This window comes from Streptosporangium sp. NPDC002524 (genome assembly GCF_040295985.1).
Lineage (GTDB): Bacteria > Actinomycetota > Actinomycetes > Streptosporangiales > Streptosporangiaceae > Streptosporangium.
In genome coordinates this window covers 101,525-127,757 of record NZ_JBEOWK010000028.1, presented here as the reverse complement: position 1 = coordinate 127,757, position 26,233 = coordinate 101,525, and the positions used below count along the sequence as shown (strand labels likewise).

The 26,233-nt window shown below is 70.0% G+C and carries 26 protein-coding genes and 1 tRNA gene; 14 read left to right on the top strand and 13 right to left on the bottom strand.

What is annotated here, in order from left to right:
• Positions 1–438: 438 nt before the first annotated feature.
• From ABT053_RS35895 to ABT053_RS35845, 11 genes are all read right to left on the bottom strand, one after another.
• Positions 439–1,323 (bottom strand): DUF5919 domain-containing protein, encoded by an 885-nt coding sequence (locus ABT053_RS35895; protein WP_350975352.1) that lies wholly within the window; start codon positions 1,321–1,323, stop codon positions 439–441.
• Between the two features lie 201 nt (positions 1,324–1,524).
• Positions 1,525–1,701, bottom strand: a complete 177-nt coding sequence (locus ABT053_RS35890) for a GntR family transcriptional regulator (RefSeq protein ID WP_350975350.1) — start codon at positions 1,699–1,701, stop codon at positions 1,525–1,527.
• Positions 1,702–1,863: 162 nt separating this feature from the next.
• Entirely contained in the window at positions 1,864–2,172 is a 309-nt protein-coding gene (locus ABT053_RS35885; RefSeq protein ID WP_350975348.1) for a helix-turn-helix domain-containing protein, read from the bottom strand.
• Complete coding sequence (locus ABT053_RS35880; protein WP_350975347.1) at positions 2,172–2,537, bottom strand: type II toxin-antitoxin system RelE/ParE family toxin; 366 nt, start codon at positions 2,535–2,537, stop codon at positions 2,172–2,174. The genes ABT053_RS35885 and ABT053_RS35880 overlap by 1 nt, the downstream gene beginning before the upstream one ends.
• 228 nt (positions 2,538–2,765) lie before the next feature.
• Positions 2,766–2,837 (bottom strand) — tRNA-Val (locus ABT053_RS35875).
• A gap of 32 nt (positions 2,838–2,869) precedes the next feature.
• Positions 2,870–3,835 (bottom strand): ROK family protein, encoded by a 966-nt coding sequence (locus ABT053_RS35870; protein WP_350975345.1) that lies wholly within the window; start codon positions 3,833–3,835, stop codon positions 2,870–2,872.
• A 532-nt stretch (positions 3,836–4,367) separates the two neighbouring features.
• Positions 4,368–4,679 (bottom strand): hypothetical protein, encoded by a 312-nt coding sequence (locus ABT053_RS35865; protein WP_350975343.1) that lies wholly within the window; start codon positions 4,677–4,679, stop codon positions 4,368–4,370.
• 62 nt (positions 4,680–4,741) lie between these two features.
• Positions 4,742–5,200, bottom strand: a complete 459-nt coding sequence (locus tag ABT053_RS35860; protein WP_350975342.1) for a peroxiredoxin — start codon at positions 5,198–5,200, stop codon at positions 4,742–4,744.
• A gap of 83 nt (positions 5,201–5,283) precedes the next feature.
• Positions 5,284–5,712, bottom strand: coding sequence for a DUF3052 domain-containing protein (locus ABT053_RS35855; protein ID WP_329084203.1), 429 nt, complete (start codon positions 5,710–5,712; stop codon positions 5,284–5,286).
• A gap of 123 nt (positions 5,713–5,835) precedes the next feature.
• A complete protein-coding gene (locus ABT053_RS35850; protein WP_329084204.1) occupies positions 5,836–6,243 on the bottom strand; it encodes a secondary thiamine-phosphate synthase enzyme YjbQ in 408 nt (135 codons plus the stop codon).
• A 582-nt stretch (positions 6,244–6,825) separates the two neighbouring features.
• The gene (locus ABT053_RS35845) at positions 6,826–7,020 is read right to left on the bottom strand and encodes a hypothetical protein (RefSeq protein ID WP_350975340.1); all 195 of its coding nucleotides are present in this window, start codon (positions 7,018–7,020) and stop codon (positions 6,826–6,828) included.
• 523 nt (positions 7,021–7,543) lie between these two features.
• Between ABT053_RS35845 and aceE the strand changes: the two genes are divergently transcribed.
• Both aceE and ABT053_RS35835 read left to right on the top strand, forming a co-directional pair.
• The gene (gene aceE, locus ABT053_RS35840) at positions 7,544–10,291 is read left to right on the top strand and encodes a pyruvate dehydrogenase (acetyl-transferring), homodimeric type (protein ID WP_350975339.1); all 2,748 of its coding nucleotides are present in this window, start codon (positions 7,544–7,546) and stop codon (positions 10,289–10,291) included.
• 94 nt (positions 10,292–10,385) lie between these two features.
• Positions 10,386–11,969: an alpha/beta hydrolase gene (locus tag ABT053_RS35835; protein WP_350975338.1), complete on the top strand. Its 1,584-nt coding sequence runs from the start codon at positions 10,386–10,388 to the stop codon at positions 11,967–11,969.
• 262 nt (positions 11,970–12,231) lie between these two features.
• Here the strand turns inward: ABT053_RS35835 and ABT053_RS35830 are convergent, their stop codons facing one another.
• Positions 12,232–14,076, bottom strand: coding sequence for a serine/threonine-protein kinase (locus ABT053_RS35830; RefSeq protein WP_350975337.1), 1,845 nt, complete (start codon positions 14,074–14,076; stop codon positions 12,232–12,234).
• Positions 14,077–14,208: 132 nt separating this feature from the next.
• Positions 14,209–14,442: a hypothetical protein gene (locus tag ABT053_RS35825; protein ID WP_350975333.1), complete on the bottom strand. Its 234-nt coding sequence runs from the start codon at positions 14,440–14,442 to the stop codon at positions 14,209–14,211.
• Between ABT053_RS35825 and ABT053_RS35820 the strand changes: the two genes are divergently transcribed.
• The 12 genes from ABT053_RS35820 to ABT053_RS35765 all read left to right on the top strand — a co-directional run bounded on the left by ABT053_RS35820 (position 14,441) and on the right by ABT053_RS35765 (position 26,193).
• Positions 14,441–14,770, top strand: coding sequence for a hypothetical protein (locus ABT053_RS35820; protein WP_350975332.1), 330 nt, complete (start codon positions 14,441–14,443; stop codon positions 14,768–14,770). The two genes, ABT053_RS35825 and ABT053_RS35820, sit on opposite strands and share 2 nt — an antisense overlap.
• Positions 14,767–15,813, top strand: coding sequence for a peptidoglycan-binding protein (locus ABT053_RS35815; RefSeq protein WP_350975331.1), 1,047 nt, complete (start codon positions 14,767–14,769; stop codon positions 15,811–15,813). The genes ABT053_RS35820 and ABT053_RS35815 overlap by 4 nt, the downstream gene beginning before the upstream one ends.
• A complete protein-coding gene (locus ABT053_RS35810) occupies positions 15,810–17,024 on the top strand; it encodes an ATP-binding cassette domain-containing protein (RefSeq protein WP_350975329.1) in 1,215 nt (404 codons plus the stop codon). The genes ABT053_RS35815 and ABT053_RS35810 overlap by 4 nt, the downstream gene beginning before the upstream one ends.
• Positions 17,021–18,226: an ABC transporter permease gene (locus tag ABT053_RS35805; RefSeq protein WP_350975328.1), complete on the top strand. Its 1,206-nt coding sequence runs from the start codon at positions 17,021–17,023 to the stop codon at positions 18,224–18,226. The genes ABT053_RS35810 and ABT053_RS35805 overlap by 4 nt, the downstream gene beginning before the upstream one ends.
• A 145-nt stretch (positions 18,227–18,371) precedes the next feature.
• Positions 18,372–19,025, top strand: coding sequence for a response regulator transcription factor (locus ABT053_RS35800; RefSeq protein ID WP_350975327.1), 654 nt, complete (start codon positions 18,372–18,374; stop codon positions 19,023–19,025).
• Positions 19,022–20,161 (top strand): sensor histidine kinase, encoded by a 1,140-nt coding sequence (locus tag ABT053_RS35795; protein WP_350975325.1) that lies wholly within the window; start codon positions 19,022–19,024, stop codon positions 20,159–20,161. The genes ABT053_RS35800 and ABT053_RS35795 overlap by 4 nt, the downstream gene beginning before the upstream one ends.
• Positions 20,162–20,552: 391 nt before the next feature.
• Positions 20,553–20,984: a hypothetical protein gene (locus ABT053_RS35790; RefSeq protein ID WP_350975324.1), complete on the top strand. Its 432-nt coding sequence runs from the start codon at positions 20,553–20,555 to the stop codon at positions 20,982–20,984.
• 45 nt (positions 20,985–21,029) lie between these two features.
• Entirely contained in the window at positions 21,030–22,190 is a 1,161-nt protein-coding gene (locus tag ABT053_RS35785) for a glutathionylspermidine synthase family protein (RefSeq protein ID WP_350975323.1), read from the top strand.
• 22 nt (positions 22,191–22,212) lie between these two features.
• Entirely contained in the window at positions 22,213–22,701 is a 489-nt protein-coding gene (locus ABT053_RS35780) for a DUF350 domain-containing protein (protein WP_350975321.1), read from the top strand.
• 389 nt (positions 22,702–23,090) lie between these two features.
• Positions 23,091–24,200 carry a PucR family transcriptional regulator gene (locus ABT053_RS35775; RefSeq protein WP_350975359.1) on the top strand — a complete coding sequence of 370 codons (1,110 nt, stop codon included), beginning with the start codon at positions 23,091–23,093 and terminating at the stop codon, positions 24,198–24,200.
• Between the two features lie 117 nt (positions 24,201–24,317).
• Positions 24,318–25,229: an ACP S-malonyltransferase gene (locus tag ABT053_RS35770; RefSeq protein ID WP_350975320.1), complete on the top strand. Its 912-nt coding sequence runs from the start codon at positions 24,318–24,320 to the stop codon at positions 25,227–25,229.
• Positions 25,230–25,236: 7 nt separating this feature from the next.
• Entirely contained in the window at positions 25,237–26,193 is a 957-nt protein-coding gene (locus ABT053_RS35765) for a beta-ketoacyl-ACP synthase III (protein ID WP_350975319.1), read from the top strand.
• Positions 26,194–26,233 lie beyond the last annotated feature (40 nt).

Below are 26,233 nucleotides of genomic sequence, written 5' to 3'. Positions count from 1 at the left end.
GCCACCCGCTACGACAAGACCGCCACGTCCTACACCGCCGTAGTCACCCTCGCATCGCTACTGCTCTGGTTATGACCTTTGAAGACACGGCCTAGCACCCCCGTCGAGAACACCTCGCGCCTCGTCGATCATCACAACGCGGTCATCACGGAAACTGCGTATCGCGAGTAGATCCGCCCGGTGCACCTACAGTCGCGGAGACGTTAGATGAAGCCTTCAGGAATTAGTCACCCAGTAGTCGCTCTCGTCCCGCACCCAAGGTGGGAGAAGCGACGTTTCGCCTGGTGGGCACTACTGGGTTCGAACCAGTGACATCTCGCTTGTAAGGCGATCCGAGCGGGGGCGCGACCAGGGCCGATACCGGCGCTGACCTGGGCGTACGGTCCACAACCGTCCACCGTTGTCCGCCCCCGTCCGGGGTCTTTGTCACCCAGTTGGTCACCCAGAACTGGCGCTCTCCGCAGGCTTGCGCGGCTCCTCCGCCCAGACGTCCCGGCCGTTGCTCCACAGCTCGGAGGCGTGATAGCCAAACCGGTCGAACAGCCCGTCGTCCTGGTAGCGGCGCAAGTGCATCATCGGCGAGTCGTGACCGACGAGCTTGGCCAGGTACGGGGTCACCAGCATCTCAGAGTCGAAGCGGAAGACGCTCATCGCGATGTGCTCGTCTCCGAACCTCGCCTCGATGCCGGGCACGTTCCGAACCTGCTCGATCTCCGAGAGGGTGATCCGGATGCGGGTGGAGACCGTCAGGGGAACGTTCTCCACCTCCTCCCGGCGGCGGGTGACCTCGCTGTCCGGGTCCCCGATCAGGAACCGGATCTTGCATCCCTGCTCGGCCTTGCGCTTGAGGACCTTGGCGAGGTTGGGGTGCTCCAGCCACAGGAAATAGTTGGTGTACCCGGCGAAGACGATTTCGTTGCGGGCCGAGGTGATCAGGTTGCGCCAGATCGACTTGAGGCAAGCCGACCGATAAGGATAAACGGTCAGAACCTCTCGATCCGGGCCGGTCTTCACGGTGTTACGGATAGCTTCTGGCCACAACACGGACGTATCAACTCCTAATGCCTCGGCGGCGGCCAACTGGTGCCGGAGGTGCGGAACTCGTGCCTCATCCTGTGGCGTAATGTCTTCGGGTTCGATCTCAGAGTCGATCTCCATACCTCTGCCTTCGCCAGTGATCGTGGCGACCTGGTCGGCCAGGAGGTAGGAGCACAGGTAGATGCGGGCGCGGGTCTTCGTGTACTGCCAGTAGGCGTAGCGGTAGACGCCCATACGGCCTCGGCGCACCCCCAGGACGTCGGCCTTGCTGCCCTCAATGGTCATGAACAGCGCCGAGTTGGGAGTGACGCGGCCTGCGGTGCGTTCGGCCTCGCTGGCGACGGTGGCGTGTTCCCATTTCTGCTTGACGGGGCCGTATGTAGGACTGAGCAGGTCTTCGCGCGCTGAGTCGCCCAGGAGGATGAGGCGCCGATCCGGGGTGGGGCGAACGAAGGTGCCCCGGCCATGGGCGACGGTGAGCAGCCCTCACCCGACGAGCTGGGCGATGGCTTTGCGAATCGTCGGGCGCGAGGTGGCGTACTCGTTGGCGAGGAACGCTTCGCCGGGGAGTGCCTGTCCTGGCTGGTAGTGGTCTTGCACCACGTCTGAGCGCAGAAGATCGGCAATGATTCGCCACCGGGCGGCGCCCTTGTCATCGGTCATGCCGAGTTCTCCTCGGACTCGGTGTTCCGGATCCGATTGTGGTCGCTGTCACTTAGAACTCGCACCCTTTGCGCGTCCTGCCATCAGTGCTGATGTGGTGACCACCACGGCACCTCGACAAGCGCGCGGGTTTTTGCACACCGAATGACAGGTGCCCATCGATCAAGCAGCGTGTGGCTCGAACCAGACCGAGCCCAGATCATGACCGGAGGTGAGACGTACGTCGGCGTTCAGTGCCTCGGCCAGATGCCGCAACAAGGCGATCGTCGGGGCGGTCCCGCCCTCCTCGATGCACTCGATCTCATCCTCGCTCATGCCCGCGCGCTCAGCCAGTTCCGTCACGGTCAGCCCCAGCGCGCTACGCCGGTCGTACAGTGCCTTGCCGAAGGCCAGCGCCTCTCGAATCATGATCCGTTCGGGATCCTCAGCCGAGGGTTCAGGCCGCACCCAGCGGGTGTGATAGCCAGTCATCACGCCTGCCTCTCATAGATCTCGGCTACCGGCCCATGGTGATCGCGTTCACAGATTTTCTGCGCCCGAACCGCCCTGTCGATCTGCCGCTGATCGTGCTGCTTCGTCTTACGGAAAACCGTGAGCAACACGATCGTCCTACCCGGAGTACACCAGTACGTCACCCGAGCTGCAACATCACGCAGGCGAATACGCAGCTCCCAGACCGGCCCTTCCAGATGATCTGACCATGGACCACCAAGCTCGGCTCCCTTTTCCGCCAGCAGACCGGCCACCTCGTCAACACGTTTGAAGTCGCTGTCACTCAGGTTGTCAAGCCACTCTCGAACCTCCGGCTCGATCTCGAAGCCATACGGTTTGCGCAACTCACACTCCCCCAGACACACGTTTTACCGAGGGTAGCGAATCATTACCGAGCGCGACGGACGTGAGGCCCATCTCACCTTGTTTGAATCACCTGGGACGGAACAGCGCAGGTGCGCGCTCACGCACAGCCCGATCGTTTAAGCGAGGTGTGGCTGAACGACCAGCAGAGAGGGGTCAGCCGAAAAAGCAAAACCCTGAACCTGTTTTTGCAGGTCAAGGGCTTGTAGTGGGCACTACTGGGTTCGAACCAGTGACATCTCGCTTGTAAGGCGAGCGCTCTACCGCTGAGCTAAGCGCCCGGGGAATCCCGTCGGACAGACGGGATAACACTTTACGCCACCCGGGGGGACTTCAGTACATCGAGAGACCACGTGGTTCCCGCGTCGGCGAAGCCCGCGGCGCGCCAGCCTAGGAGGGCGGCGCCGAGCATGCCGGCGGACATGCCGAGGGCGGCCTGGCGCAGGGGTGGGGCCTGGCGGAAGGCGAGGTGTTTCTGGAGCCGTTCGGCCAGGGGGTCGGAGAGCAGGGCGCCCGCTTCGGCGAGGCCGCCGCCGAGGACGATGGCGGAGGGGTCGAGGAGAAGCGTGTAGGTGGCCAGGGCGAGGGAGAGCGCCTCGACCGCGTCTCCCCAGATCTCCACGGCGAGAGGATCACCGGAGGCGGTCAGGGCGGCGACCCGCTCAGCCGTGACAGAGACAGCGTCGGGAGAGGAGGCAGGGGCGCGGGTGGAGTAGCGGCGGGCCACTGCGGAGGCGGAGGAGTAGGTCTCCAGGCAGCCGATCTGTCCGCAGGCGCACGGTTCGCCATCCGGGAAGACCGGGATGTGGCCGATCTCGCCGCCCCAGCCTGCGCTCCCGCCGTACGGCTCGCCATGCAGGATCGTGGCGCCCGCGATGCCGGTGCCGATGGGCAGGAACAGGAAGTCGGAGAGCTCGCGACCGGCGCCGAGGACGCTCTCGGCGAGACCGCCGGTGCGGACGTCGTGCCCGAGCATGACGGGGACGTCCAGGGGGACGAGGTCCGTCGCAGGGACGTCGCGCCAGCCGATGTTGGCGGAGTAGAGGGCCGTCTCGGCGGTGACCAGGCCGGGTACGGCGAGGCCGACCCCCTCCGGGGTACCGCCCCCGGCGGTGGCGAGGTCGTCGATGAAGGACCTGATCGTCGCGATGACGGCCGCAGGCCCCCGGTCGCGCGGGGTGGCGCGCCGGTCGGTGCGGACGATCTCTCCGGAACGGGTGACGAGGCCGCCCTTCATCGATGTTCCACCGACGTCAAGGGCAACAACGAAGGAGCTCATGCACCTGTCCAGCGGCTCGAAGGGGCGGGGCCGAGCCCGACCCTAGCGCACGCCGGATGCGCCGGAACGGAGGGATCTCCCCCATGTGAGCGGGATGGGTGGAAGGTAGCGGCAAGCCGCACATCGACTGGAGGAATCGCCTGAGAGATCTGCCTCATCTGACGGCCCAGGCATGTGGGGATACCGGCAGGCTGCGCATCGCTCGAGAGATCTGCCTGCCTGACGACCGGGACACGTAGTGGTACCGGCGGGCCGTGCATCGCCCGAGAGGTCTGCCCGACTGACGACCAGGACACGTAGCGGTACCGGCAGATCGCGCATCGCCCGAGAGATCTGCCCGACTGACGACCAGGACACGTAGTGATGCCAGCGGGCCGTGCATCGCTCGGGAGATCGGGGCTGGGATACGCCCATGCTCGACGCGCACGCCCGGGCGGACCGCGACATGGCGGTGTCGAGACGGTCGGCGGCGGTGCTTGATGCCGGGCGGCTCCGGGAGCGGGCCGGGCGGGGCAGGGGGCTGGGCGGGCGCTCAGGGGACCCGGCGCAGGACTCTGGCCAGGGCGGCCTCCACCTCGTCGGCCAGGCCGGGTGCGCAGGAGGCGGCCAGCCTGCCGTCGCCCCGTGCCGGTCGTACGGAGCCGCAGGAGCGGCACTCCACCTCGCCCAACCGGCAGATGAGTGCGACGGAGCCGCACGAGGAGCACGTGTCGAGGTCGGCTTCGTGGACGCGCCGGCAGTCCGGGCAGATCAGCACCTGGGTCTCGTCGCGCACTCCGCGCGTCCACGGACTGGCACCACGGATCGGGTCGGTCTGCCTGGCCCCGCAGGAGAAGCAGGGCATGATCGCCTCCGAGAGGTCGGACCGGCAGGCACCTCGCGAACGGGCGTCCGCCGGATCACCGCTTAGGGAAGGTCGGCGAGCGCCTTGTGGTACTCGGCGACGTCGCGGGCCCGCGAGACCGGGTTCACGACGCGCCAGCGAACCACACCCTCGCCGTCGATGATGAAGGTCCCGCGTCCCGCGTAGCCCTTCTCGTCGTCGAATACACCGTATGCCCGCGCGACCTGTCCGTGCGGCCAGAAGTCGGAGAGCAGCGAGAAGGCGTAGCCCTTCTGGTCCGCCCACGCACGCTGGGCGAAGATTGAATCAACTGAAATCGTGAGAATTTTAACGTCTTCCGGCATGTCGGCGCCGAACTCGTCCCGAAGGGCGTCGAGTTCGCTGCCGCAGACGCCGCTGAAGGCGAGAGGGTAGAAGATCAGCACGATCTTTTTACCCCGCTGTCCGGAAAGCTTGAACGGGGTGCCGTGCTGGTCCCTCAGCTCGAAGTCGGGGGCCTGGTCACCCACCTCGATCGCCATGATCCGGGATCCTTTCCTCGGCTGACGGCAGGCGTCATCATCCTGCCGTACGGCCCGCGCGAGCCGTACGGCAGGGCGGACCCTTAGCGGCGCGCCTTGGGCGTCGCCAGACGCGTCCCCGACCAGTCGGGAGCGGCACTGATGCTGCTGGTCTGCGAAAGACCCGCAGTGGTCGCGTCTTCCCCGATGTCGCTCGGCTCCACGTGCCCGTCCCGGCCGGCTTTGGGAGTGAGCAGCCAGATCTGGCCGCCGTCGGTGAGGTTGGTCACCACGCTGCTCAGGGCGTCGAACAGATCGCCGTCACCGTCACGCCACCAGAGCAGCACGACGTCGACGACGTCCTCGAAGTCTTCATCGACCAGCTCGTTACCGGTCAGCTCCTCGATGGAGTCGCGCAGATCGTCGTCGGTGTCCTCATCCCATCCGACCTCCTGCACCACCTGACCCGGCTTGAGGCCGAGTCGTTCGGCCAGGCCGCGTTCGCCCTGCGCCTGACCCGCGGTCGCGCTCACGTTTGTCCCTCCTGCTTGAATGGCCCCGCAATCACACGGTGCTCAGAGTGCTTCGGCACAGTCCACACGCTGTGACCCTCAGTCGTCAACGGTCGCCACGGCAACGACTGGGCTACGTATGAATTAGTCCGACAAAAATGACAAACGGACCTGGCGTTCCAGATTGTCGACGTTGAGATCCACCACGGCGATGGACTGCCAGGTTCCCAGTGCGAGCCGCCCGGAAAGAACCGGGACGGTGGCGTACGGCGGAATGAGGGCGGGCATGACATGCGACCGTCCATGCCCTCGTGATCCGTGCGCATGCCTCCATCTGTCGTCGGCCGGAAGCAGACCCTCCAGGGCCGCGAGCAGATCGTCGTCGCTGCCTGAGCCCAGCTCCAGCAGCGCGACCCCCGCGGTCGCGTGGGGCACGAAGACGTTCAACAGGCCGTCGCCCCCACATGACCGGACGAAGCTCTCGCACTCGGAGGTGATGTCGTGCACCCGTTCTCGGGAACCCGTTACCACCTCGATCGTCTGAGATCTCACATACCGATCCTACGATCCATCGTGAGCTGCGATGACGACCGCACCCGGTCCCGGGGACAGCGGGCGGTCCCCGCCGCCACCCGATCTCCCGCCGGCACGGAGACAAGATCGCTGCGCCCGGTTTCCGGAATGTCCTCGTATGGACCGTTCCTCCGGTGGAAGAAGCCGAGGTGCGGTTTCCGGACACTCCGGCATGTCCCCGTCATGAGGGCGGACGACGGCCTCGCGGTGCCGACTGTGGGCCGCCCCCGGCCGGTGAACGAATCGTTACCAGTTCGGCACGGAACACCACGGCTCCGGGCGCCCGCCCCGGCCTTACCCCTCTTCCTCCCCCACCTCCTTTCCTTCTTTCCGCCTTCCACCGCGAGGGGAAAACGGAGAAGAGTCGCGGTGACGCGGGGACCCGATCTCGTCGCGGCCGATCTCCCGGCGGAGGTCGACCCCGGAAGCCACGGCCGATCTTCCACGGGAACGGGACGAGGTAACGGAAAAATAGCGGGAAACAGGGCGAAAATCGGGGCGGAAGGCGGCCGGGAGGGCACTTCGGGGGAGGATCGTGCGTTACGTACGGGAGGGTGCCGATCACGGCGGGCGGGCACACCGCACGGTGGCGGGAGGCGCCCTCCACCCTCGGAGGAGCCTCGCGAGGTTCTCCGTGAGGTGCTCTGTGAGGTTCTCCGTGAGGTGCTCTGTGAGGTTCTGCGAGAGGTGCTCTGTGAGGTTCTCCGGGAGGTTTTCTGTGAGAGCCTCCGAAGAGCCTTTTCGGAGAACCCTCACGGAGTCACCCCTCGAACGACTCCGGTAGGACTCCGGGAGGGCTACGAGAAGAAGCTCCGCGAGAGCCCCGCGAAGGTCCTCCGGGGCTCACCTCGGGGGCCCGCGAGGGCTTCCAAGGACCCCACAGGAGACCCCCACAGGACCTCCGCAGGACCTTCACAGGGCCTCCACGGAGCTCTTACAGGGATCCTCCATGGACCTCACAGCGGTTCTCCAGAGGACCCCCGTAGAGTCCCTCGAAGGACCTCGCGGAGCCCCGGGGGACCTCACGAAACGAGCGGCGAGGCGGGCCGGACGGCGGGTCCCGGATTCCTGAGGGGTGGGAGCCTGTAAAAAAGGGGGAACCTCGATGTAACCTTTGGTGGCGATTCGTCCTACCATCGGTGGTCTAGGCCACTTTCGTATCACTGCCAGCAGGGATCTCCTGGTTACCGGGAAGTAGAGATGCACTTTCCGGGGTAAGCGACCAGGATGGAAGACGACCTACACCAGACAAAAGTCCATCCTCGGAAGGCGAGACCCAGTGGCTTCCGGACGCCAGCGTTTCTCGATCATCAGCGACGGCCTACCCAGCCAGCTTCCTGATGTCGACCCCAGCGAGACCCAGGAGTGGCTCGAGTCGCTCGACAACGTCATAAAGACGGAAGGTCGCACTCGGGCCCGTTATCTGATGCTCCGGCTCTTGGAGCGCGCCCGCGAACACCAGGTCGGGGTCCCCGGCCTGCGCAGCACCGACTACATCAACACCATCCCGCCGGAGCGCGAGCCCTGGTTCCCCGGCGACGAGTACGTCGAGCGCCGGATCCGCGCCTACACGCGCTGGAACGCGGCCGTGATGGTGACCCGGGCCAACGCCCGCACCAACGTCGGTGGGCACATCGCCACCTACGCCTCCGCCGCGTCGCTCTACGAGGTGGGCTTCAACCACTTCTTCCGCGGCAAGGACCACGGCGAGTCCGGCGACCAGGTCTTCTTCCAGGGCCACGCCGCGCCGGGCATCTACGCCCGCGCCTTCCTCGAGGGCCGCCTCAACGAGGGTCAGCTCGACGCCTTCCGCCAGGAGCTCTCGCACGGGTTCAAGGGCCTGCCCTCCTACCCCCACCCGCGCCTGATGCCCGACTTCTGGGAGTTCCCCACGGTCTCCATGGGCCTCGGCCCGATCGGGGCGATCTACCAGGCCCGGTTCAACCGCTACCTGCTGAACCGGAAGATCAAGGACACCAGCCGCAGCCACGTGTGGTGCTACCTCGGCGACGGCGAGATGGACGAGCCCGAGTCGCTCGGCGCGATCGGCCTGGCGGCCCGTGAGGAGCTCGACAACCTCACCTTCGTCATCAACTGCAACCTGCAGCGGCTCGACGGCCCGGTACGCGGCAACGGCAAGATCATCCAGGAGCTGGAGTCCTACTTCAGGGGCGCCGGCTGGAACGTCATCAAGGTCGTCTGGGGCCGCGACTGGGACCCGCTCCTCGCGGCCGACGTCGACGGCGTGCTGGTCAACAAGATGAACACCGTCCCCGACGGCCAGTTCCAGACGTACTCCGTCGAGGCCGGCGGATACATCCGCGAGAACTTCTTCGGTGACGACCCGCGCCTGCGCAAGATGGTCGAGCACCTGTCGGACGAGGACATCCGCAAGCTGTCGCGCGGCGGCCACGACTACCGCAAGGTGTACGCGGCCTACAAGGCGGCTCGCGAGCACGTCGGCCAGCCGACGGTCATCCTCGCCCAGACCATCAAGGGCTGGACCCTCGGCAAGGACTTCGAGGCGCGCAACGCGACGCACCAGATGAAGAAGATGTCGAAGGCCGACCTGAAGGAGTTCCGCGACCGGCTCTACCTGCCGATCCCCGACTCCGCCCTCGAGGGCGACCTCCCCCCGTACTTCCACCCGGGCGAGAACGACCCCGAGATCCAGTACATGAAGGAGCGGCGCGCGGCCCTGGGCGGTTTCCTGCCCAAGCGCGTGATGCGCGCCAAACCGGTCACGCTTCCCGGCGACGCCGCCTACGCGCAGCTGAAGAAGGGCTCCGGCAAGCAGAACGTCGCCACCACCATGGCGTTCGTCCGCCTGCTCAAGGACCTCATGCGCGACAAGGAGATCGGCCACCGGTTCGTGCCGATCATCCCGGACGAGGCGCGCACCTTCGGTCTCGACGCGATCTTCCCGACGGCGAAGATCTACTCGCCGCACGGCCAGACGTACGAGGCGGTCGACCGCGAGCTGCTGCTGTCGTACAAGGAGTCGACCGAGGGTCAGATCCTGCACGAGGGCATCAGCGAGTCGGGCTCGATGGCCTCCACGATCGCGGTCGGCTCGTCGTACGCCACGCACGGCGAGCACATGATCCCGATCTACATCTTCTACTCGATGTTCGGCTGGCAGCGCACCGCCGACCAGATGTGGCAGCTCGCCGACCAGATGGGCCGGGGCTTCCTGCTCGGGGCCACCGCCGGCCGCACCACGCTGAACGGCGAGGGCCTGCAGCACGAGGACGGCCACACCCCGCTGATCGCCTCGACGAACCCGGCGGCGATCTCGTACGACCCCTCGTGGGGGTTCGAGGTGGCCCACATCGTCAAGGACGGCCTGCGGAGGATGTACGGCGAGCAACCGGAGAACGTCTTCTACTACCTGACCGTCTACAACGAGCCCTACCTCCAGCCCGCCGAGCCCTCGGACCTGGACGTGACGGGCCTGCTCAAGGGTCTGTACAGGTTCGCCGCGGCTCCGTCCGTGTCCGGGCCGAAGGCCAACATCCTCGCGTCCGGCGTGGCCGGGCCGTGGGCCGTGGAGGCCCAGCGGATGCTGGCCGAGGACTGGGGCGTGGCGGCCGAGGTGTGGTCGGCCACCTCCTGGGCGGAGCTGCGCCGCGACGCGCTCGCCGCCGAGGAGCACAACATGCTCAACCCCGAGGCCGAGAAGCGCGTGCCGTACGTCACGCAGGCGCTCTCGGCGGCCCAGGGGCCGTTCGTGGGCGTGAGCGACTACATGCGGGCGGTCCAGGACCAGATCGCCCAGTGGGTTCCCGGTGACTGGAGCTCGCTCGGCACCGACGGCTTCGGCCTGTCGGACACCCGGTCGGCGCTGCGCCGCCACTTCCACGTGGACGCGGCCTCGATCACCCTGGCGGTGCTCACCCAGCTGGTCAACCGGGGCGAGCTCGACCAGGAGGTGCTGGGCGACGCCATCTCCATGTACCACCTGAAGAACGGCGTGACCGAGGCCGCGGGCGCCGAGAGCAACGACACCCAGTCCATGGGAGTTTGATCGTCGCCGGGCGGGTTCTCCTTTTCCATGGAGGGCCCGCCCGGTTAGTGTTAATCGCTCCCCCCGGCGAACGATTCCAGGGGAGAGCTGTTTCATGGCAAGAATCCTTAGAGCGGCCGCGGCGGTCACGGCCCTGTCAACCGTGCTCTCCGCCTGCGGCGGCGGTTCCGGCGGGGACGGTCCCGGCGGAGGTGGCACCGTCGAGGGCGGTGTCGTCTCGGACAGCTCGGCACCGGTCGCCACCCCGACGACGACGGCCTCCCCCGGGGAGCCGATCGCCTGGGGCCCGTGCACCGACATCAAGCGGCCCGGCGGCGAGACCCCCGCGAAGCCGGACCCCGCGCAGCAGTGCGGGAAGATCAAGGTCCCCCTCGACTACGCCAAGCCGGACGGCGAGTCCATCGACATCGCCGTCATCCGCGTCAAGGCCACGGACCCCGCCAAGCGGATCGGCTCCCTGGTCTTCAACTTCGGCGGCCCCGGCGCCTCGGGCGTCGACACCATGGCCCAGGCCGCCAAGGCCTTCTCCACCCTGAACGGCCGCTACGACCTGGTCAGCTTCGACCCGCGCGGGGTCGGCCGCAGCTCCGGTGTCCAGTGCGGCGACAGCGGGGTGATCGAGCGGTTCACCGCGATGGACACCCTGCCCGCCAACGAGACCGAGCGCGCCAGGAGCAGGGAGACCACCAAGGAGTTCGTGACGGCCTGCCAGCGGACCTCGGGCCGGCTGCTGCCCTACGTCGGCACCGTGAACGCCGCCGCCGACATGGACCGCCTCCGCGCGGCCCTGGGCGAGAACCAGCTGGACTACTTCGGCATCTCGTACGGGACGCAGCTCGGCGCGGTCTACGCGACCAGGTTCCCGAAGAACGTGGGCCGGTTCGTGCTGGACGCCCCGCTGGACCCGAGCATCACCCTCGCGGCGCGCACGATGGTCCAGACGAAGGGGTTCCAGCACGCCTACGACGCCTTCCTGAAGGACTGCGCGAAGCAGCCCCGCGAGTGCGAGATCGGCAGCGACGCGACCATCGCCAACAAGAACGTCATCAAGCTGATGGACGAGCTGAACGACAAGCCGCTCAAGGTCGGCAAGCGCCTCCTGACGCAGGGGCTGGCGGGCACCGGCATCGCCGCCGCGCTGTACTCGCGGATGACCTGGCCGCTGCTGGACCAGGCCATAAGCCAGGCGATGAAGGGCGACGGGCGGATCCTGCTGGCGCTGTCCGACAGCTACAGCGGCCGCCAGCCCGACGGGAGCTACACGACGCTCATGAGCAGCTTCCCCGCGATCAGCTGCGCGGACACCACGGAGCGGCCCACCCCCGCGCAGCTGACCGCGCTGGAGGACGAGACGCTGAAGGTCTCCCCGCTGTTCGGCGGCGCGGGGATGGGCCTGATCTGCTCGATGTGGCCCACTCCCGGCAACGACGAGGCCAGGCGGATCAACGCCACGGGCTCGGCGCCGATCCTGGTGGTCGGCGGCACCGGCGACCCGGCCACGCCGTACGAGTGGGCTCCGAAGCTGACGGCGGAGCTCAGGACGGGCGTGCTGGTGACCTACAAGGGCGAGGGGCACGGCGCGTACCTGTCCGGCAACGCGTGCATCAAGAAGGTCATCGACGCCTACCTGATCGACGGGAAGGTCCCGGACCGGGGGATCATCTGCGCGAGCTCATGACGCGGCCGCTCCCGTGACGCGCCTGCTCCCGTGACGCCGTCTCTCCCGTAACACCGTCTCTCCCGTGACACGGCCTTTCCCGTGACGCGGCTCCCCCCGCGGGACGGCCTTTCCCCGTGGCACGGCTCCCCCATGAGACGGCCTTCCCGTGACACGGCCTTCCCGTGATCACGGCCTCCCGTGGCGCGATCTCCTCTGGGACGCGGCCTCCTGAGACGCCCGGCGGATCCTCGCCGGGCGGACCTCAGCGGGTTCAGCGGGTTCAGCAGGTCTCCAGGCGGGGCAGCCTGGTCTCGAAGCGGAAGCCGACCCTGCCCAGATGCTTTTCGAGCAGGCCCTTCATGGTCCCGTCCGCGTACATCGAGGTGATCACTTCGTTGATCTTCCGGCAGGCCACGGGGTCTCCGGGCCTGAGCGCCACGCCGTACCTCTCGGTGGTGAGCCTGAGCCCGGCGATCTCGAGCCTGATGTCGCGCAGCCGGGCGCCGAAGCCGGCGATCACCAGGTCGTCGCCGACCATGGCGTCGGCGCGCCCGTCGCCCAGCCGGAACGCGCACTCCGCGTAGTCCGGCGCCCGTACGTCGACGAAGTCGACGCCCCTGTCGCGGATCATCGTGCCCGTGGTCTGGCCGTCCGGGACGCAGATCCTCCTGCCCCGCAGGTCCTTCAACGTGTCGATCCTCGCGCCGGCGCGGGCGAGCACGTCGCGGTGGGCGACGTAGTACGGGCCCGCGAAGGCGACGCGGTCGCGGTCGGCGCCGTCGATCGAGAAGTTGGCGATCACGAGGTCGACCCTGCCCCTCTCCACGTCCCTCTCGCGGTCACCGATCCCGACGGGCGTGAACCTGAGCCCGTCCTCGGGCACCCCCAGGGCCGTGGCGAGGTGGGCGGCCACGTCGGCCTCGAACCCCCGGGGCGGGTCCTCCCCCAGCGAGATCCCCGGCAGGCCCTTCCTGAACCCCACGCGGAGCCTGCCGGTGTCCCTGATCCGGTCGAGCAGGGGCGAGCCGGTGGAGACCTCCGGGGCCGGCTTCGGCGAGGACGTGGACGGGGCCACCGGCTGGGCGGCCGGCGGGCGGGTGGGCCCGGCCCGCCCGTCCCCCACGATGCCGAGATGGACGGCCAGCAGGGCGCCCGCCACCCCGAGGGCCGCGACCCCGGCGGCGATCGCGGCGACGGCCGCGGACCGGCGTCGCGTGGGCCCGGCCGGCTCCTCCGGCCGCGTCAGGTCCCCGGTGGCGGCCTGCGCGCCCTCGGCCAGCTCCTCCTGCGAGGCCTCCGGGGTCTCCGTCTCGTCCACCGGGTGGCCGAGCAGGCGTTTCAGCAGCACGTCCGAGGTGGGCCTGAGCCTCTGGTCCTTGTTCAGGCAGGCGGCGACGATGTCGCGCAGCCCGTCGGGCAGGCCGCTCAGGTCGGCCTCGTGGTTGATGACCCGGTTGAGCGTCGCCACGATCGTGTCGCTCCCGAAGGGAGCCCTGCCGGTGGCGGTGAAGACGATGGTCGAGCCCCAGGCGAACACGTCGGCGGGGAACCCCACCCGCTCCCCGGCGATCTGCTCGGGCGCCATGTAGGCGGGGGTGCCGACCGCGCGGGTGGTGATCGTCCCGCTCTCGTCGATGATCTTCGCGATGCCGAAGTCGACGACTCGGGGGCCGTCGGCGGCGAGCATGACGTTGTCGGGCTTGAAGTCGCGGTGCGCGATGCCCGCGTGGTGGATGGCGGTCAGGGCGGTGGCGGTGCCGACGGCGAGGCGTTCGAGCGCCTCCCCGGCCAGCGGCCCGTCGCGCTCGACGATCTCGCGCAGCGAGGGACCCTCGATCAGCTCGCTCGCGATGTAGGACGCCTCGCCGTCGAGCTCGGCGGCGAGCACCCGGGCGGTGCAGAAGGCGGCCACCCTGCGGGCCGCCGCCAGCTCGCGGGCGAAGCGGGAGCGCGCGTGGGTCTCCTCGGTGAAGCGCACGTGCAGCAGCTTGACGGCGGCGCGCTCGCCGTCCTCGGACTCGCCGAGGTAGACGACCCCCTGCCCGCCCTCCCCCAGCCTGCCCCTGAGCTCGTACGGCCCCAGTCGCGGCGGGTCCCCCGGCCGCAACGGTCTGGTCTCCGGCACCGCGGACCCCGTTCCCTGTGCTTTGCCAGAACATTACACACCCGGACGGCGGCGCCCGCCCTCCTCTCCCGGATCGCGGACGTAAAGACGAGTTAAGCGAATTCGCTTAAGGAGTGTTTAACAGGGTCTTCGCTATACCTGTTCCCACACGAAGGGAATGGTGATGAACAAATACCTGAAAGCGGCGGCGGTCATCTCTTTCGTCGCACTGGCCGGGTGCGGGCAGACGGAGGGCGCGAAGGTCGCCTCCGCCGGGGAAGCGGCCACCACGGCCACCACGGCCGCCCCCTCCGCCTCGTCCTCCGCGTCGTCGCAGGCCGACGGGCTGAAATTCGCCCAGTGCATGCGGGAGAACGGGGTCGACATGCCCGATCCGGAACCGGGAGCCGGCAACGTGATGCTGCGCGGCAAGACCGACGACGCGACCCTGAAAAAGGCGTCGGAGGCCTGTCGTGAATACAATCCGATCGGTTCCGGAAAGAAAATGATGAGCGATCCGAAAACCCAGGACGCCATCCTGAGGTTCGCCCGGTGCATGCGGGAGAACGGGGTCGACATGAAGGACCCCGACTTCTCGGGGGGCGCGGTCCGCATGGGGGGCGAGGGGATGGACCCGGAGTCGCCTCAGACGAAGAAGGCCATCACCGCCTGCCAGAAGCACCTGCCCGGCGGCGGTATCGGGAAGCGCCCGTGAGGCGGGGCGGGGTCCTCGCCGGGACCGCAGCGGCGGTCGTCCTCGGCGCGGGGGGCGTGGCGGCGGTCGCGCTGACCGGCCGGGACGGCGTCCCGGCCGCCGCCTCGGCCGCCCCGGCGGCGGTGGCCGAGATCACCCGCTCGGACCTGGTGGACACCAAGGCGGTGGACGGCGTGCTCGGCTACGCGGGCCGCAGGGAGCTGCCCAACCACGCCCCCGGAACGGTGACCCGGGTCAGGAAGGAGGGCGCCGTCGTACGCCGGGGCGGCTGGCTCTACCGGGTGGACGGCAGACCGGTGATCCTCATGTACGGCGACACACCGATGTACCGCACCCTGTCCTCCGGGAGCGGCGGCAAGGACGTCGAGCAGCTGGAACGCAACCTCGAAGCCCTCGGCCACGACCCCGGGACCGTCGACGGCGACTTCTCCTGGCGGACCGAGCAGGCCGTACGGGAGTGGCAGGAGGAGGCGGGCCTGGCCGAGACCGGCACGGTCGGCGCGGCGCAGGTCGCGGTCGCCTCGGGCCCGGTCAGGATCGCCGAGGTGGTCGCGGAGGCCGGGGCCTCGGCCGGGCGGTCCGTGGTGACCACGACGAGCACCCGCAGGGTCGTCCACGTCGACCTCGACTCCGACGACCAGCGGCTCGCCAGGATCGGCGCCCGGGTGACGGTGGACCTGCCCGGCGGCGGCGAGGGCAGGGGACGGATCACCTCGGTCGGCACGGTCGCCGAACCCGTGCGGCAGAACGGGCAGCCGACCGGCGAGTCCACCGTCGACCTCGACGTCACCCTGGACGACCCCGGCGATCTCGGCCGCCTCGACCAGGCCCCCGTGACGGTGAACCTCCGCAGCGAGCGGCACGCGGACGTGCTGTCGGTGCCGGTCGAGGCCCTGCTCGCCCTGCGCGAGGGCGGGTACGGCCTGCGCCTGGCGGGCGGCCGGATCGTCCCGGTCGAGACGGGCCTGTTCGCGGCGGGCCGCGTCGAGGTGTCGGGGAGCGGTCTCGCCGAGGGCGTGAAGGTCGAGGTCCCGCGGTCATGAGCCGGAACCTCGACCGACCGTCCCACTCCTTCACGGAGAACCCCGTCGCGGAGGACATCGTCGCGGAGAACCCCGTCGTGCAGAGCTCTGTCGCGGAGAACTCCGTCGCGGAGAACCTCGTCGCGGAGAACCCCGTCGTGCAGAGCTCCGTCGTGCAGAGCCCCACCACACGGAACCCCATCGCGCAGAGCCCCACCACGCAGAGCCCCACCACACAGAGCCCCGCCACGCTGAGCCCCGTCGCGTGGGACCCCGCCACACAGGACCCTGCCGCGCGGAGACTCGTCGTACGGGCCGGGCGACGGCCGGTGATCGAGCTGTCGGGGGCGGAGAAGAGCTACCCGGGCGGGGTACGCGCCCTGCGGGGTGTGGACCTGCGCGTGGACGCGGGCGAGCTCGTCGCCATCGTCGGCCCCTCCGGGTCGGGAAAGTCGACCATGCTCCACCTGATCGGCACCCTCGACCGCCCCTCGGCCGGGACCGTCCGCATCGCCGGGTACGACGCGGGAACGCTACCCGACAGGGAGCTGTCCGCGCTGCGCGCCCGGCACATCGGTTTCGTCTTCCAGCGCTTCCACCTGGCCGCCGGGGTCAGCGCGCTCGACAACGTCGCCGACGGGATGCTGTACGGCGACACCCCGCGCCGGGAACGGCGGGAACGGGCCGCCGACGCGCTCGGGCGCGTCGGCCTCGGCCACCGGCTGGCCCACCGGCCGCACGAGCTGTCCGGCGGCGAGTGCCAGCGGGTCGCGGTGGCCAGGGCGGTGGCCGGAGGGCCGTCGCTGCTGCTGGCCGACGAGCCGACGGGGAACCTCGACAGTTCCTCGGGCCGGGACGTGCTGGCGATCCTGCGCGAACTCAACGCCTCGGGCACCACCGTGGCGATCATCACCCACGACGAGGAGGTGGCCGCCGCCGCCCCGCGCCGCGTCAGGCTGCGCGACGGCATGATCGTCGCCGACGAGCGGCCTCTCGGCGCGACCCGCGGGGGGAACACGGGGAACACAGGGAACGCGGAGAGCGGGGAGAGCCCGGGGGACGCGGGGAACGCGGCAAGCGGGAAGCCCTTGGGGAACGCGGGGAACCCGGCAAGCGCGGGAAGCGGGAAGCCCTTGGGGAACGCGGGAAGCACAGGGAGCCCGGAAAGCCCGGGAAGCCCGGAAAGCACGGGAAGCGCAGGGAGCGCGAGAGACACGGGGAGCACGGCGTGAGCGGCGGGACCGGGCGTGACCTGGTGCCGGGGCGGCTCGGCTGGGCGGACCTGCTGCGGGTCGGCGCGTCAGGGCTGCGGACCCGCACCGGACGGGTGGTGCTGTCCGCGCTCGGCATCGCGCTCGGCATCGCCACCATGGTCTCGGTCGTCGGGATCTCCTCCTCCAGCAAGGCCAGGCTCCTCGACGAACTCGACCGGCTCGGTACGAACCTGCTCACCGTCACCCCCGGCCGGACCCTCTTCGGCGACACGGCCACGCTGCCCGAGAGCTCGGTCGCGATGGCCGCCGGGATCGGCCCCGTGACGAGCGCGAGCGCCACGGGCGACACCGGCGAGAGCGTGCGGCGGACCCCCGCGATCCCCCGGGAGCACACCGGCGGGATCGCCGTCCGGGCGGCCTCGCCGGACCTGCCGGCCACGCTCCAGACCCGGGTCGAGCGAGGTGTCTGGCTCAACCGGGCGACGGGAGAGCAGCGGGCGGTGGTGCTCGGAGCGGTGGCGGCCTCGCGGCTGGGCCTGCGGGACGTGGGCGACCAGGTCTGGATCGGCAGGCAGTGGTGGACGGTCGTCGGCGTCCTGGCCCCCTCGCCGCTCGCCCCGGAGATCGACCGGTCCGTGCTGACCGGGTTCGAGGCCGCCCGTACCCACCTGGGCTTCGACGGTCACCCCACCACGCTCTACACCCGCTCGGCCGACGAGGCCGTCGGCGACGTACGGGAGGTGCTGCCCAGGACCGTCAGCCCGGAGAACCCCGAGGAGGTGGAGGTGAGCCGGCCGTCCGACGCGCTGGTGGCCAGGGCGGCGGCCGACGGGGCTCTCACCGGCCTGCTGCTCGGCCTCGGCGGGGTGGCGCTGCTGGTCGGCGGGGTGGGGGTGGCCAACACCATGGTCATCTCGGTGCTGGAGCGCCGTGGGGAGATCGGCCTGCGGCGCTCGCTCGGCGCCACCAGGGGCCAGGTGCGCGTCCAGTTCCTGGCCGAGTCGCTGCTGCTGTCCGGCGCGGGCGGCGCCGCGGGGGCGGTGCTGGGGACGCTGGTGACGGTCGGGTACGCGGCCGTGGGCGACCTGCCCGCGGTGGTTCCCCCCTGGGCCCTGGCGGGCGGTTTCGGGGCGACCCTGCTGGTCGGGACCCTCGCGGGGCTCTATCCCGCGATGCGCGCGGCCCGCATGTCGCCGACCCTCGCCCTCAGCACCGCCTGAACACCCGGCCCCCTCCCCGCACCCCGAGGCCGCGTCCCAGCCGGGGGAGGGGCGGGGAGGGAGCGGCCGGGACAGGAAGGTGCGGCCGGTCCTGGCCGGGGACCCTTTATCCGATGTTTAGCCGCGGGAAAGCAGGATGACGCGCATGCGAGTGCTCATTGCGGAGGACGAGCGGGTGCTCGCCGACATCGTGGCGACCGGCCTGCGCCGGGAGACCATGGCGGTGGACGTCGTCTACGACGGCGACGCGGCGCTGGAGCGGGCGGCGGTCAACGACTACGACGTGATCGTGCTGGACCGGGACCTGCCGGTGCTGCACGGGGACGAGGTCTGCCGCCGTCTCGTGGCCGGCCGGGTCCCCGCCAGGATCATCATGCTGACCGCCGCCGGTGACCTGGGCTCGAAGGTCGAGGGCCTGTCGATCGGCGCCGACGACTACCTCACCAAGCCCTTCGACTTCCCCGAGCTGGTCGCCCGGCTGCGCGCGCTGGCCCGCCGGTCTCCCCAGGCGGTCCCGCCGGTGCTGAGCAGGGCGGGCATCACCCTGGACCCCGGCCGCCGCGAGGTCTTCCGCGACGGCCGGTACGTGGCGCTGAGCCCCAAGGAGTTCGCGGTGCTGGAAATCCTGATGCGCGCCGACGGCGGCCTGGTCAGCGCCGAGGACCTCCTGGAGAAGGCATGGGACGAGAACATCAGCTACTTCACCAACTCGGTCAGGGTGACCGTGATGACCCTGCGCAAGAAGCTCGGCGCCCCGCCGGTGGTGGAGACGGTGACCGGGTCGGGATACCGGCTTTGACCTCGCGGCGCGTCTCGGTGCGGCTGCGCCTGACCCTGGTCTACGGCAGCCTGTTCTTCGGGGTGGGGGTCGTGCTCGTCGGGGTCAACTACCTGTTCGTGCGGGACGTGCTCTCGCGGCCCGCGAAGATGACCGTCCAGGGGGTCCCGGAGGCGCTGACCTCCCTCGACCCGTCGAAACCGTCCGTGGCGATGTCGATCCCCAAGGACACGCTCTTCCTGCGGGCCATCAGCGACGCGCGGGCCCAGTACCGCGAGGACGTGATGGGGTCGATGCTCCAGTGGTCCCTGCTGGCGGTCGCCGTCGTCGGGGTGGCCGGGCTCGCGATCGGCTGGATCGTGGCCCGCCGGGCGATGGCCCCGCTGCAGACGATGACCGAGGCGGCCCGCCGCCTGTCGGAGAGCACCCTGCACGAGCGGATCGCCCTGGGAGGTCCCCGCGACGAGATCCGGGACCTGGCCGACACCTTCGACTCGATGCTGGAACGCCTCAGCCGCGCCTTCGACAGCCAGCGCAGGTTCGTCGCCAACGCCTCCCACGAGCTGCGCACCCCCCTGGCGATCAACCGGGCGCTGCTCCAGGTCTCCATGACCGATCCCGAGTTGCCCCGGCAGGTCAGGACGGTCGGCACCGAGCTGCTGAACGCCAACGCCCGCCAGGAGCGGCTGATCGAGGGGCTGCTCCTGCTGGCGCAGAGCGAGCGCGAGCCCGCGGAACGCCTGCCCGTGGACCTCGCCGAGCTCGCGGGGAGCGCGATGACCTCGGTTCCCGAGACGACCGCCGACCTGCGCCCGGCTCCGGCGGAGGGCGACCCGGTGCTCCTGGAACGGATGATCGGCAACCTGCTGGACAACGCCGTGAAGTACAACGACGAGCGCGCCCTGGTCGTCCTGCGCACCCACAGCGACCGCTGGGGAAGCGTCGTCACCGTGGAGAACACCGGCCGCGTCGTCCCCTCGGGCCGGGTCGAGGACCTCTTCGAGCCGTTCCGCCGCCTCGACCGCGACCGCACCGGCTCGGCCGGGGGCGCCGGGCTCGGCCTGTCCATCGTCCGCGCGATCGCCCAGGCCCACCGCGGCTCCGCCGAGGCCCGCCCCCGCCCCGGCGGGGGGCTGGTGGTCACCGTACGGCTGTGATCCCGGCGGCCCCCGCGCCGACACCCCTCACCGACCCGGACCCGACCCGCACTCAGCCAGCACCCGGGCCGCACCCGGACCGCACTAGCCCGCACCCGGACCGCCCCAGACCCGTCCCGGGCCGCACTCGGCCTGCACCCGACCCGCACCCGGACCGCACTCGGTCCTCGGCCTGCACGCGGCCTGCACCCGGTCCGCACCCAGCCCGCACTCGGCCTGTACCCGGACCACCCCCGACCGCCCCGGACCGCCCGGGCCGGTGTGCTTCACCGCCGTCCCGTGCGGGCACCTGCGGTTTCCGCGAAGGCGATTTCCCGTGAAAGATCCGGACGACGGTTGAACAGACAAAACCACATCGATAACCTGTGGCGACGCATCTCATTGGAGCTCGATGGCCGCACGACCACAACACCCACTGGCCTCACCTCAAAACCCTTCGGGCAAAACGCCCCCGAAGTCCTCGGGGTTCAAGGCCTCCAAAGCGGTCACCATCACCGGGATCGGTGTCGTCTCCCTGCTCCTGATCGGTTACTGCTCCGCGCAGGAGGACTACGAGGAGGTGGGCGCCGAGTGCGTCGACCTCAACAGCCGCCAGCCGGACGGCACCTACGCGGTCGTCGACGAGGACCACTGCGACGACGACAGGCACTACTACGGGTCACGGGGCGCCTACGGCTGGTACTACGGTGGCATCAGGTCCGGCGCCCACATCCGGCAGGGCACCACCGTGCGGCCCTCGGACGTCCACATCACCAGCCGTAAGGGCACGGTGATCCAGCGGGGCGGCTTCGGCGGGCGCAGCGGATCGAGCGGCGGAAGCTGATCCGGTCCGATGGGCGACACCCGATGAGCAGCAGGTGAGCAGGAGATGAGACGCGAGACCTCGCTCCCCCGCGACGACTGGGAGAGAGTCATCGAGGGCCACGGCCTGGCCTACCACCGCTCGGCCCACCCCGAGGGCCTCGACCGCCCCTACTGGGACGAGGCCGTCCAGTACGTCTTCTCCATGGACGAGGTCCTCGACCTGGAGAACCAGGTCGAGGAACTGCACCGGATGTGCCTGCACGCCGTGGAGCACGTCGTCGCCAAGGGCCGCTACGCCGACTTCGCGATCCCCGAGTGGCTCGCCCCGGAGGTCGCCGCCTCCTGGGAGCGGAACGACCCGCACCTGTTCGGCCGTTTCGACCTGCGCTACGACGGGACCGGCCCCGCCAAGATGCTGGAGTACAACGCCGACACCCCCACCAGCCTCCTGGAGAGCTCGGTGGTGCAGTGGTTCTGGCTGCGCGACCGCTACCCGGACGACGACCAGTGGAACTCCATCCACGAGCGGCTGATCGCCAGGTGGCAGCAGATCTCGACCGGCCTGCCCACCGGGCCCACGCACTTCGCCTGGACCAACATGGACGAGTCGGGCGAGGAGGTGATGACCCTCGCCTACCTGCAGGAGACCGCGGACCAGGCGGGGCTCAAGACCGTCGCGGTGGCCATGGAGGACATCGGCTGGGACGACCTCAACCTCCGCTTCGTCGACGTGGAGCGCAGGGTGATCCGCTCGCTCTGCAAGCTGTACCCGTGGGAGTGGGCCGTCGCCGACCCGTTCGGGACGCGGGCGGTGCGCCAGCAGGTCTCGACGACCTGGATCGAGCCGCTGTGGAAGATGCTGCTGTCCAACAAGGCGCTGCTCGCGGTGCTCTGGGAGCTGTACCCCCAGCACCCGAACCTGCTGCCCGCCTACCTCGACGGTCCCCGCGACCTGTCCTCGTACATCGTCAAGCCGCTGCTCGGCCGCGAGGGCGCGAGCATGCGGATCGTCACCCCCGGCGAGCACGTCGAGACCCCCGGCGGCTACGGCGCCGAGGGATACGTCTACCAGGAGTTCCAGGCGCTGCCCGTCTTCGAGGGCTGGCGCCCCGTGCTCGGCGCCTGGGTCGTCCATGACGAGGCGGCGGGTGTCGGCATCCGCGAGACCTCGGGGTTCATCACCGACGACACGTCGTCATTCGTCCCGCACCGCATCGAGCTCTGAGTCCCGAAAAGAGAAACGACACATGAGTCCCACCCCCGCGCCGGCCATCACGTCCGTGCCCGCAGTGCCCGATGTGACGGTCTCGCTCGCCGAGACCCTCGGACGCGGCGCGCTCGCGATCGTCTCGTACGCCGCGCTCGGCGTCATCCTGCTGATCATCGGTTTCTACGTGATCGACCTGGTCATCCCCGGCAAGCTCAGCAGGCTCATCAAGGAGGAGCGCAACCCCAACGCCACCCTGCTCACCGGCTCGGGACTGGCCGCCGTCGGGCTCATCGTGGCGGCCTCCATCTGGTCCTCGGGCGGCGCCCTGCACGAGGGCCTGCTCGCCACGTTCGTCTTCGGCCTGGTCGGCATCGCGGTGCAGACCGTGGCGATGATCGCGTTCGACAAGGTGGCCGGCATCTCGGTGCGCGAGCTGGTCACGGAGACAGACCTCCAGCCGGGAGCCCGGCTGCTGGCGGTCACCCACCTGGCCATCGGCCTGATCACCGCCGTCGCGGTCATCTGAGCCCCGCGCACCGGCCGTCCCGCCCTGTCCTCCCGTTCCGTACGCCCGCGCCCCGGCGGGCGTACGGAACACGAAGGCACGAAGCCGGACGCGCGGGAACACCGGCGCACAGACGCGCGGAACAGCGGCGCACAGACGCGCGTGACGAGAGCGCGGGGCAGGGGTGTGGCGGACGTGCGTGGCCCGCTCGTGCGGGACGTACAAGATCGGGGAGCGCACGCTGTCCGTAACCGCGGCTGGCGCATCTCGCGCGACCTGGCACTCTTAGTGGCGTGAGGGAGCGGAGCGAGCGAGGGTTCAGGCACAGGGACGTCGTGACCGGGGCGGACGGGAGCGATCTCGACGCCGACCGGGTCCGGGAGGACACCACCCGCCGGTTGGAGCGGGCCATGGGCACGCTGGGCACGGCCGCCATGTCCCGGATGGACGACCGGCTCATGTGGTTCCGCGCGCTGTCGGCGGAGGACAGATCCTGGGTCGGGCTGGTGGCCCAGGCCGGGATCGCCGCGTTCGTGGAGTGGTTCCAGCACGCCGGCGAGGGCCGCCCGACGCCCAGCATCGAGTTCTTCGGCACCGCGCCCCGGGAGCTGAAGCGGTCCATCTCGCTGCAGCAGACCGTCGACATCGTGCGGGTCGTGGTCGAGGTGGTCGAGGCGCAGACCGGGGAGCTGGCCGCGCCCGGCGGCGAGGACCAGCTCCAGCAGGCGATGCTCCGCTACACCCGCGACGTCGCGTTCGCCGCCGCGCAGGTGTACGCGCGGGAGGCCGAGGCCCGCGGGGCCTGGGACGCGCGGCTGGAGGCACTGATCGTGGACGCCCTGGTCAGGGGCGAGGTCGACGACGGGCTGCACTCGTGGGCCGCCGCGCTCGGCTGGACCTCGGCCCCCGTCGTGGTGCTGGCCGGGCAGACCCCCGACGACGACCCGCAGTCGGTCATCGACGCGCTGCGCGACCGGGGCCGCAGGTCGGGCCTGGACATGCTGGCCGGGGTGCAGGGCGACCGGCTGATCGTGATCGTGGGCGGGGCCGACAGCGTCGCCGCGGCGGCCAGGCACGTGGTGCCGCGCTTCGGCGCGGGCCCGATCGTGATCGGGCCGGAGGTGGCCGACCTGCACTCGGCCGCCAGCTCGGCGCGGGCGGCGATGGCCGGGCTGCGGGCCGCCGCGGGGTGGCCCGACGCGCCCAGGCCGGTCCACGCCGAGGACCTGCTGGCCGAGCGGGCCATCGACGGCGACGGCGACGCCAGGGCACAATTGATCGAGAACGTCTACCTGCCGCTGATCGGAACACCGCTCCTCGACACCCTCGCGACCTATCTGGAGCAGGGCACCTCCCTGGAGGCGACGGCCCGGCTGTTGTTCGTCCATCCGAACACGGTGCGCTACCGTCTTCGTAAAATCACGGAGTTGACCGGCTACCAGCCGACCGAGGGACGGTCCGCCTTCACCCTCCAGGTGGGGCTCATCCTCGGGCGGTTGTCCGAAACACCGGTTACCTAAGGCCCTTTACTTAACCTTCGTGAAACTCTCGCTGTAGCTTCCCTACAAAGAAGTAGGGACAAACTTCGTCTGGATCTCTATCCATGTAGTGAACCTCTACAGGGCAGGCTGGATTTTGTGCTCGTCATCGTCGCTCCGGGCCAGGGTGCCCAGACTCCAGGCTTTCTCAGTCCATGGCTCGAACTCCCGGGCGTGGCCGATCGGCTGACCGCTTGGTCGGAGCTGGCCGGCCTCGATCTGATCGCCTACGGGACCACCGCCGACGCGGACGAGATCCGCGACACCGCCGTCGCGCAGCCACTCCTCGTGGCCGCCGGGCTGGCCGTCGCCGAGGTTCTCGGGGCGTCCCCCGACATCGTCGCCGGGCACAGCGTGGGCGAGTTCACCGCCGCCGCCCTCGCCGGAGTGATCACTCCCGAGCAGGCCGTCGGCCTCGTCCGCGAGCGCGGCCAGGCCATGGCCAAGGCCGCGACGATCACCGAGACCGGCATGGCCGCCGTCCTCGGCGGCGTCGAGGAGGAGGTCCTCGCGGCCATCGCCGACAAGGGGCTCACCCCCGCCAACATCAACGGCGCCGGGCAGATCGTGATCGGCGGCACGCTGGAGCAGCTGGCCGCCTTCAAGGCCGAGCCGCCCGCCCGCGTCCGGGTGATCGCGCTGTCGGTCGCCGGCGCGTTCCACACCGAGCACATGGCCTCCGCCGCGAACCGCCTGCGCGAGGCCGCCGCGGGCCTCACACCGGCCGACCCCTCCGTCACGCTGCTGTCCAACAGCGACGGCGCGGCGGTCGCGAGCGGCGCCGAGTTCATGGAGCGCCTGGTCACCCAGGTCGCCAACCCGGTGCGCTGGGACGCCTGCATGGCCACGATGGCCGGGCGCGGCGTCACCACGATGATCGAACTTGTCCCCGGCGGCACGCTCACCGGCCTGGCCAAGCGTGCTCTGCGCGGGGTGACGACCGTCGCCCTGAAGACCCCCGACGACCTGGAGGCCGCGAGAGCCGCCCTCGGGTCGCATGAGGAACGGTGATCGACGCATGAAGATCTCACAGGGCGCCCCGGGCGCGAAGATCCTGGCCTTCGGTCACTACCAGCCCTCCAACGTGGTCACCAACGACGACCTGTCGGCGACCATGGAGACCGACGACGCCTGGATCCAGAGCCGCGTCGGCATCAAGGAGCGCCGGATCGCCCCGGACAGCGAGTCCGAGATCGACCTGGCCGTGCAGGCGGGCGGCAAGGCCCTCGCCGCGAGCGGCCTGGCGGCCTCCGACATCGACCTGGTGATCGTCGCCACCTGCACGCTGGAGACGCAGATCCCCAACGCCGCGGGCCGGGTGGCGACGCGGCTGGGCATCGACGCCCCCGGCGCGTTCGACGTCAACACCGCCTGCTCGGGCTTCTGCTACGCGCTCGCGGTCGCCAACGACGCGATCCGCGCGGGCTCGGCCACCCACGTGCTCGTCGTCGGCACCGAGAAGCTCTCCCAGTGGATCGACTGGACCGACCGGGCCACCGCGGTGATCTTCGCCGACGGCGCGGGCGCCGCGGTCGTCGGCCCCTCCGACACCCCGGGCATCGGCCCCGTCGTGTGGGGCAGCGCCGGCGACAAGTTCGACGCGATCATCATCAAGGACCGCGACTCCTTCCTGCACCAGGAGGGCCAGACCGTGTTCCGCTGGGCGACCACCGCGCTTCACCCCATCGCCCAGGAGATCTGCGAGCGTGCCGGGGTGGACCCGGCCGACCTCGCGGCCTTCGTGCCCCACCAGGCCAACCTCCGCATCATCGAGACGATCGCCCGCAAGCTCGGCGCGGACAACGCCGTCGTCGCCAAGGACATCGTCCTGGCGGGCAACACCTCCGCGGCCTCGATCCCGCTGGCCCTGTCCCGGATGATCGAGCGCGGCGAGGTGCGGTCGGGCGGGCTCGCCCTGCTGCTGGGCTTCGGCGCGGGCCTGACCTACGCGGGCCAGGTCATCGAGATCCCCTGAGGCACCACCCAAGAGCTTCCGCGCGGCCCCGCCGTACGGG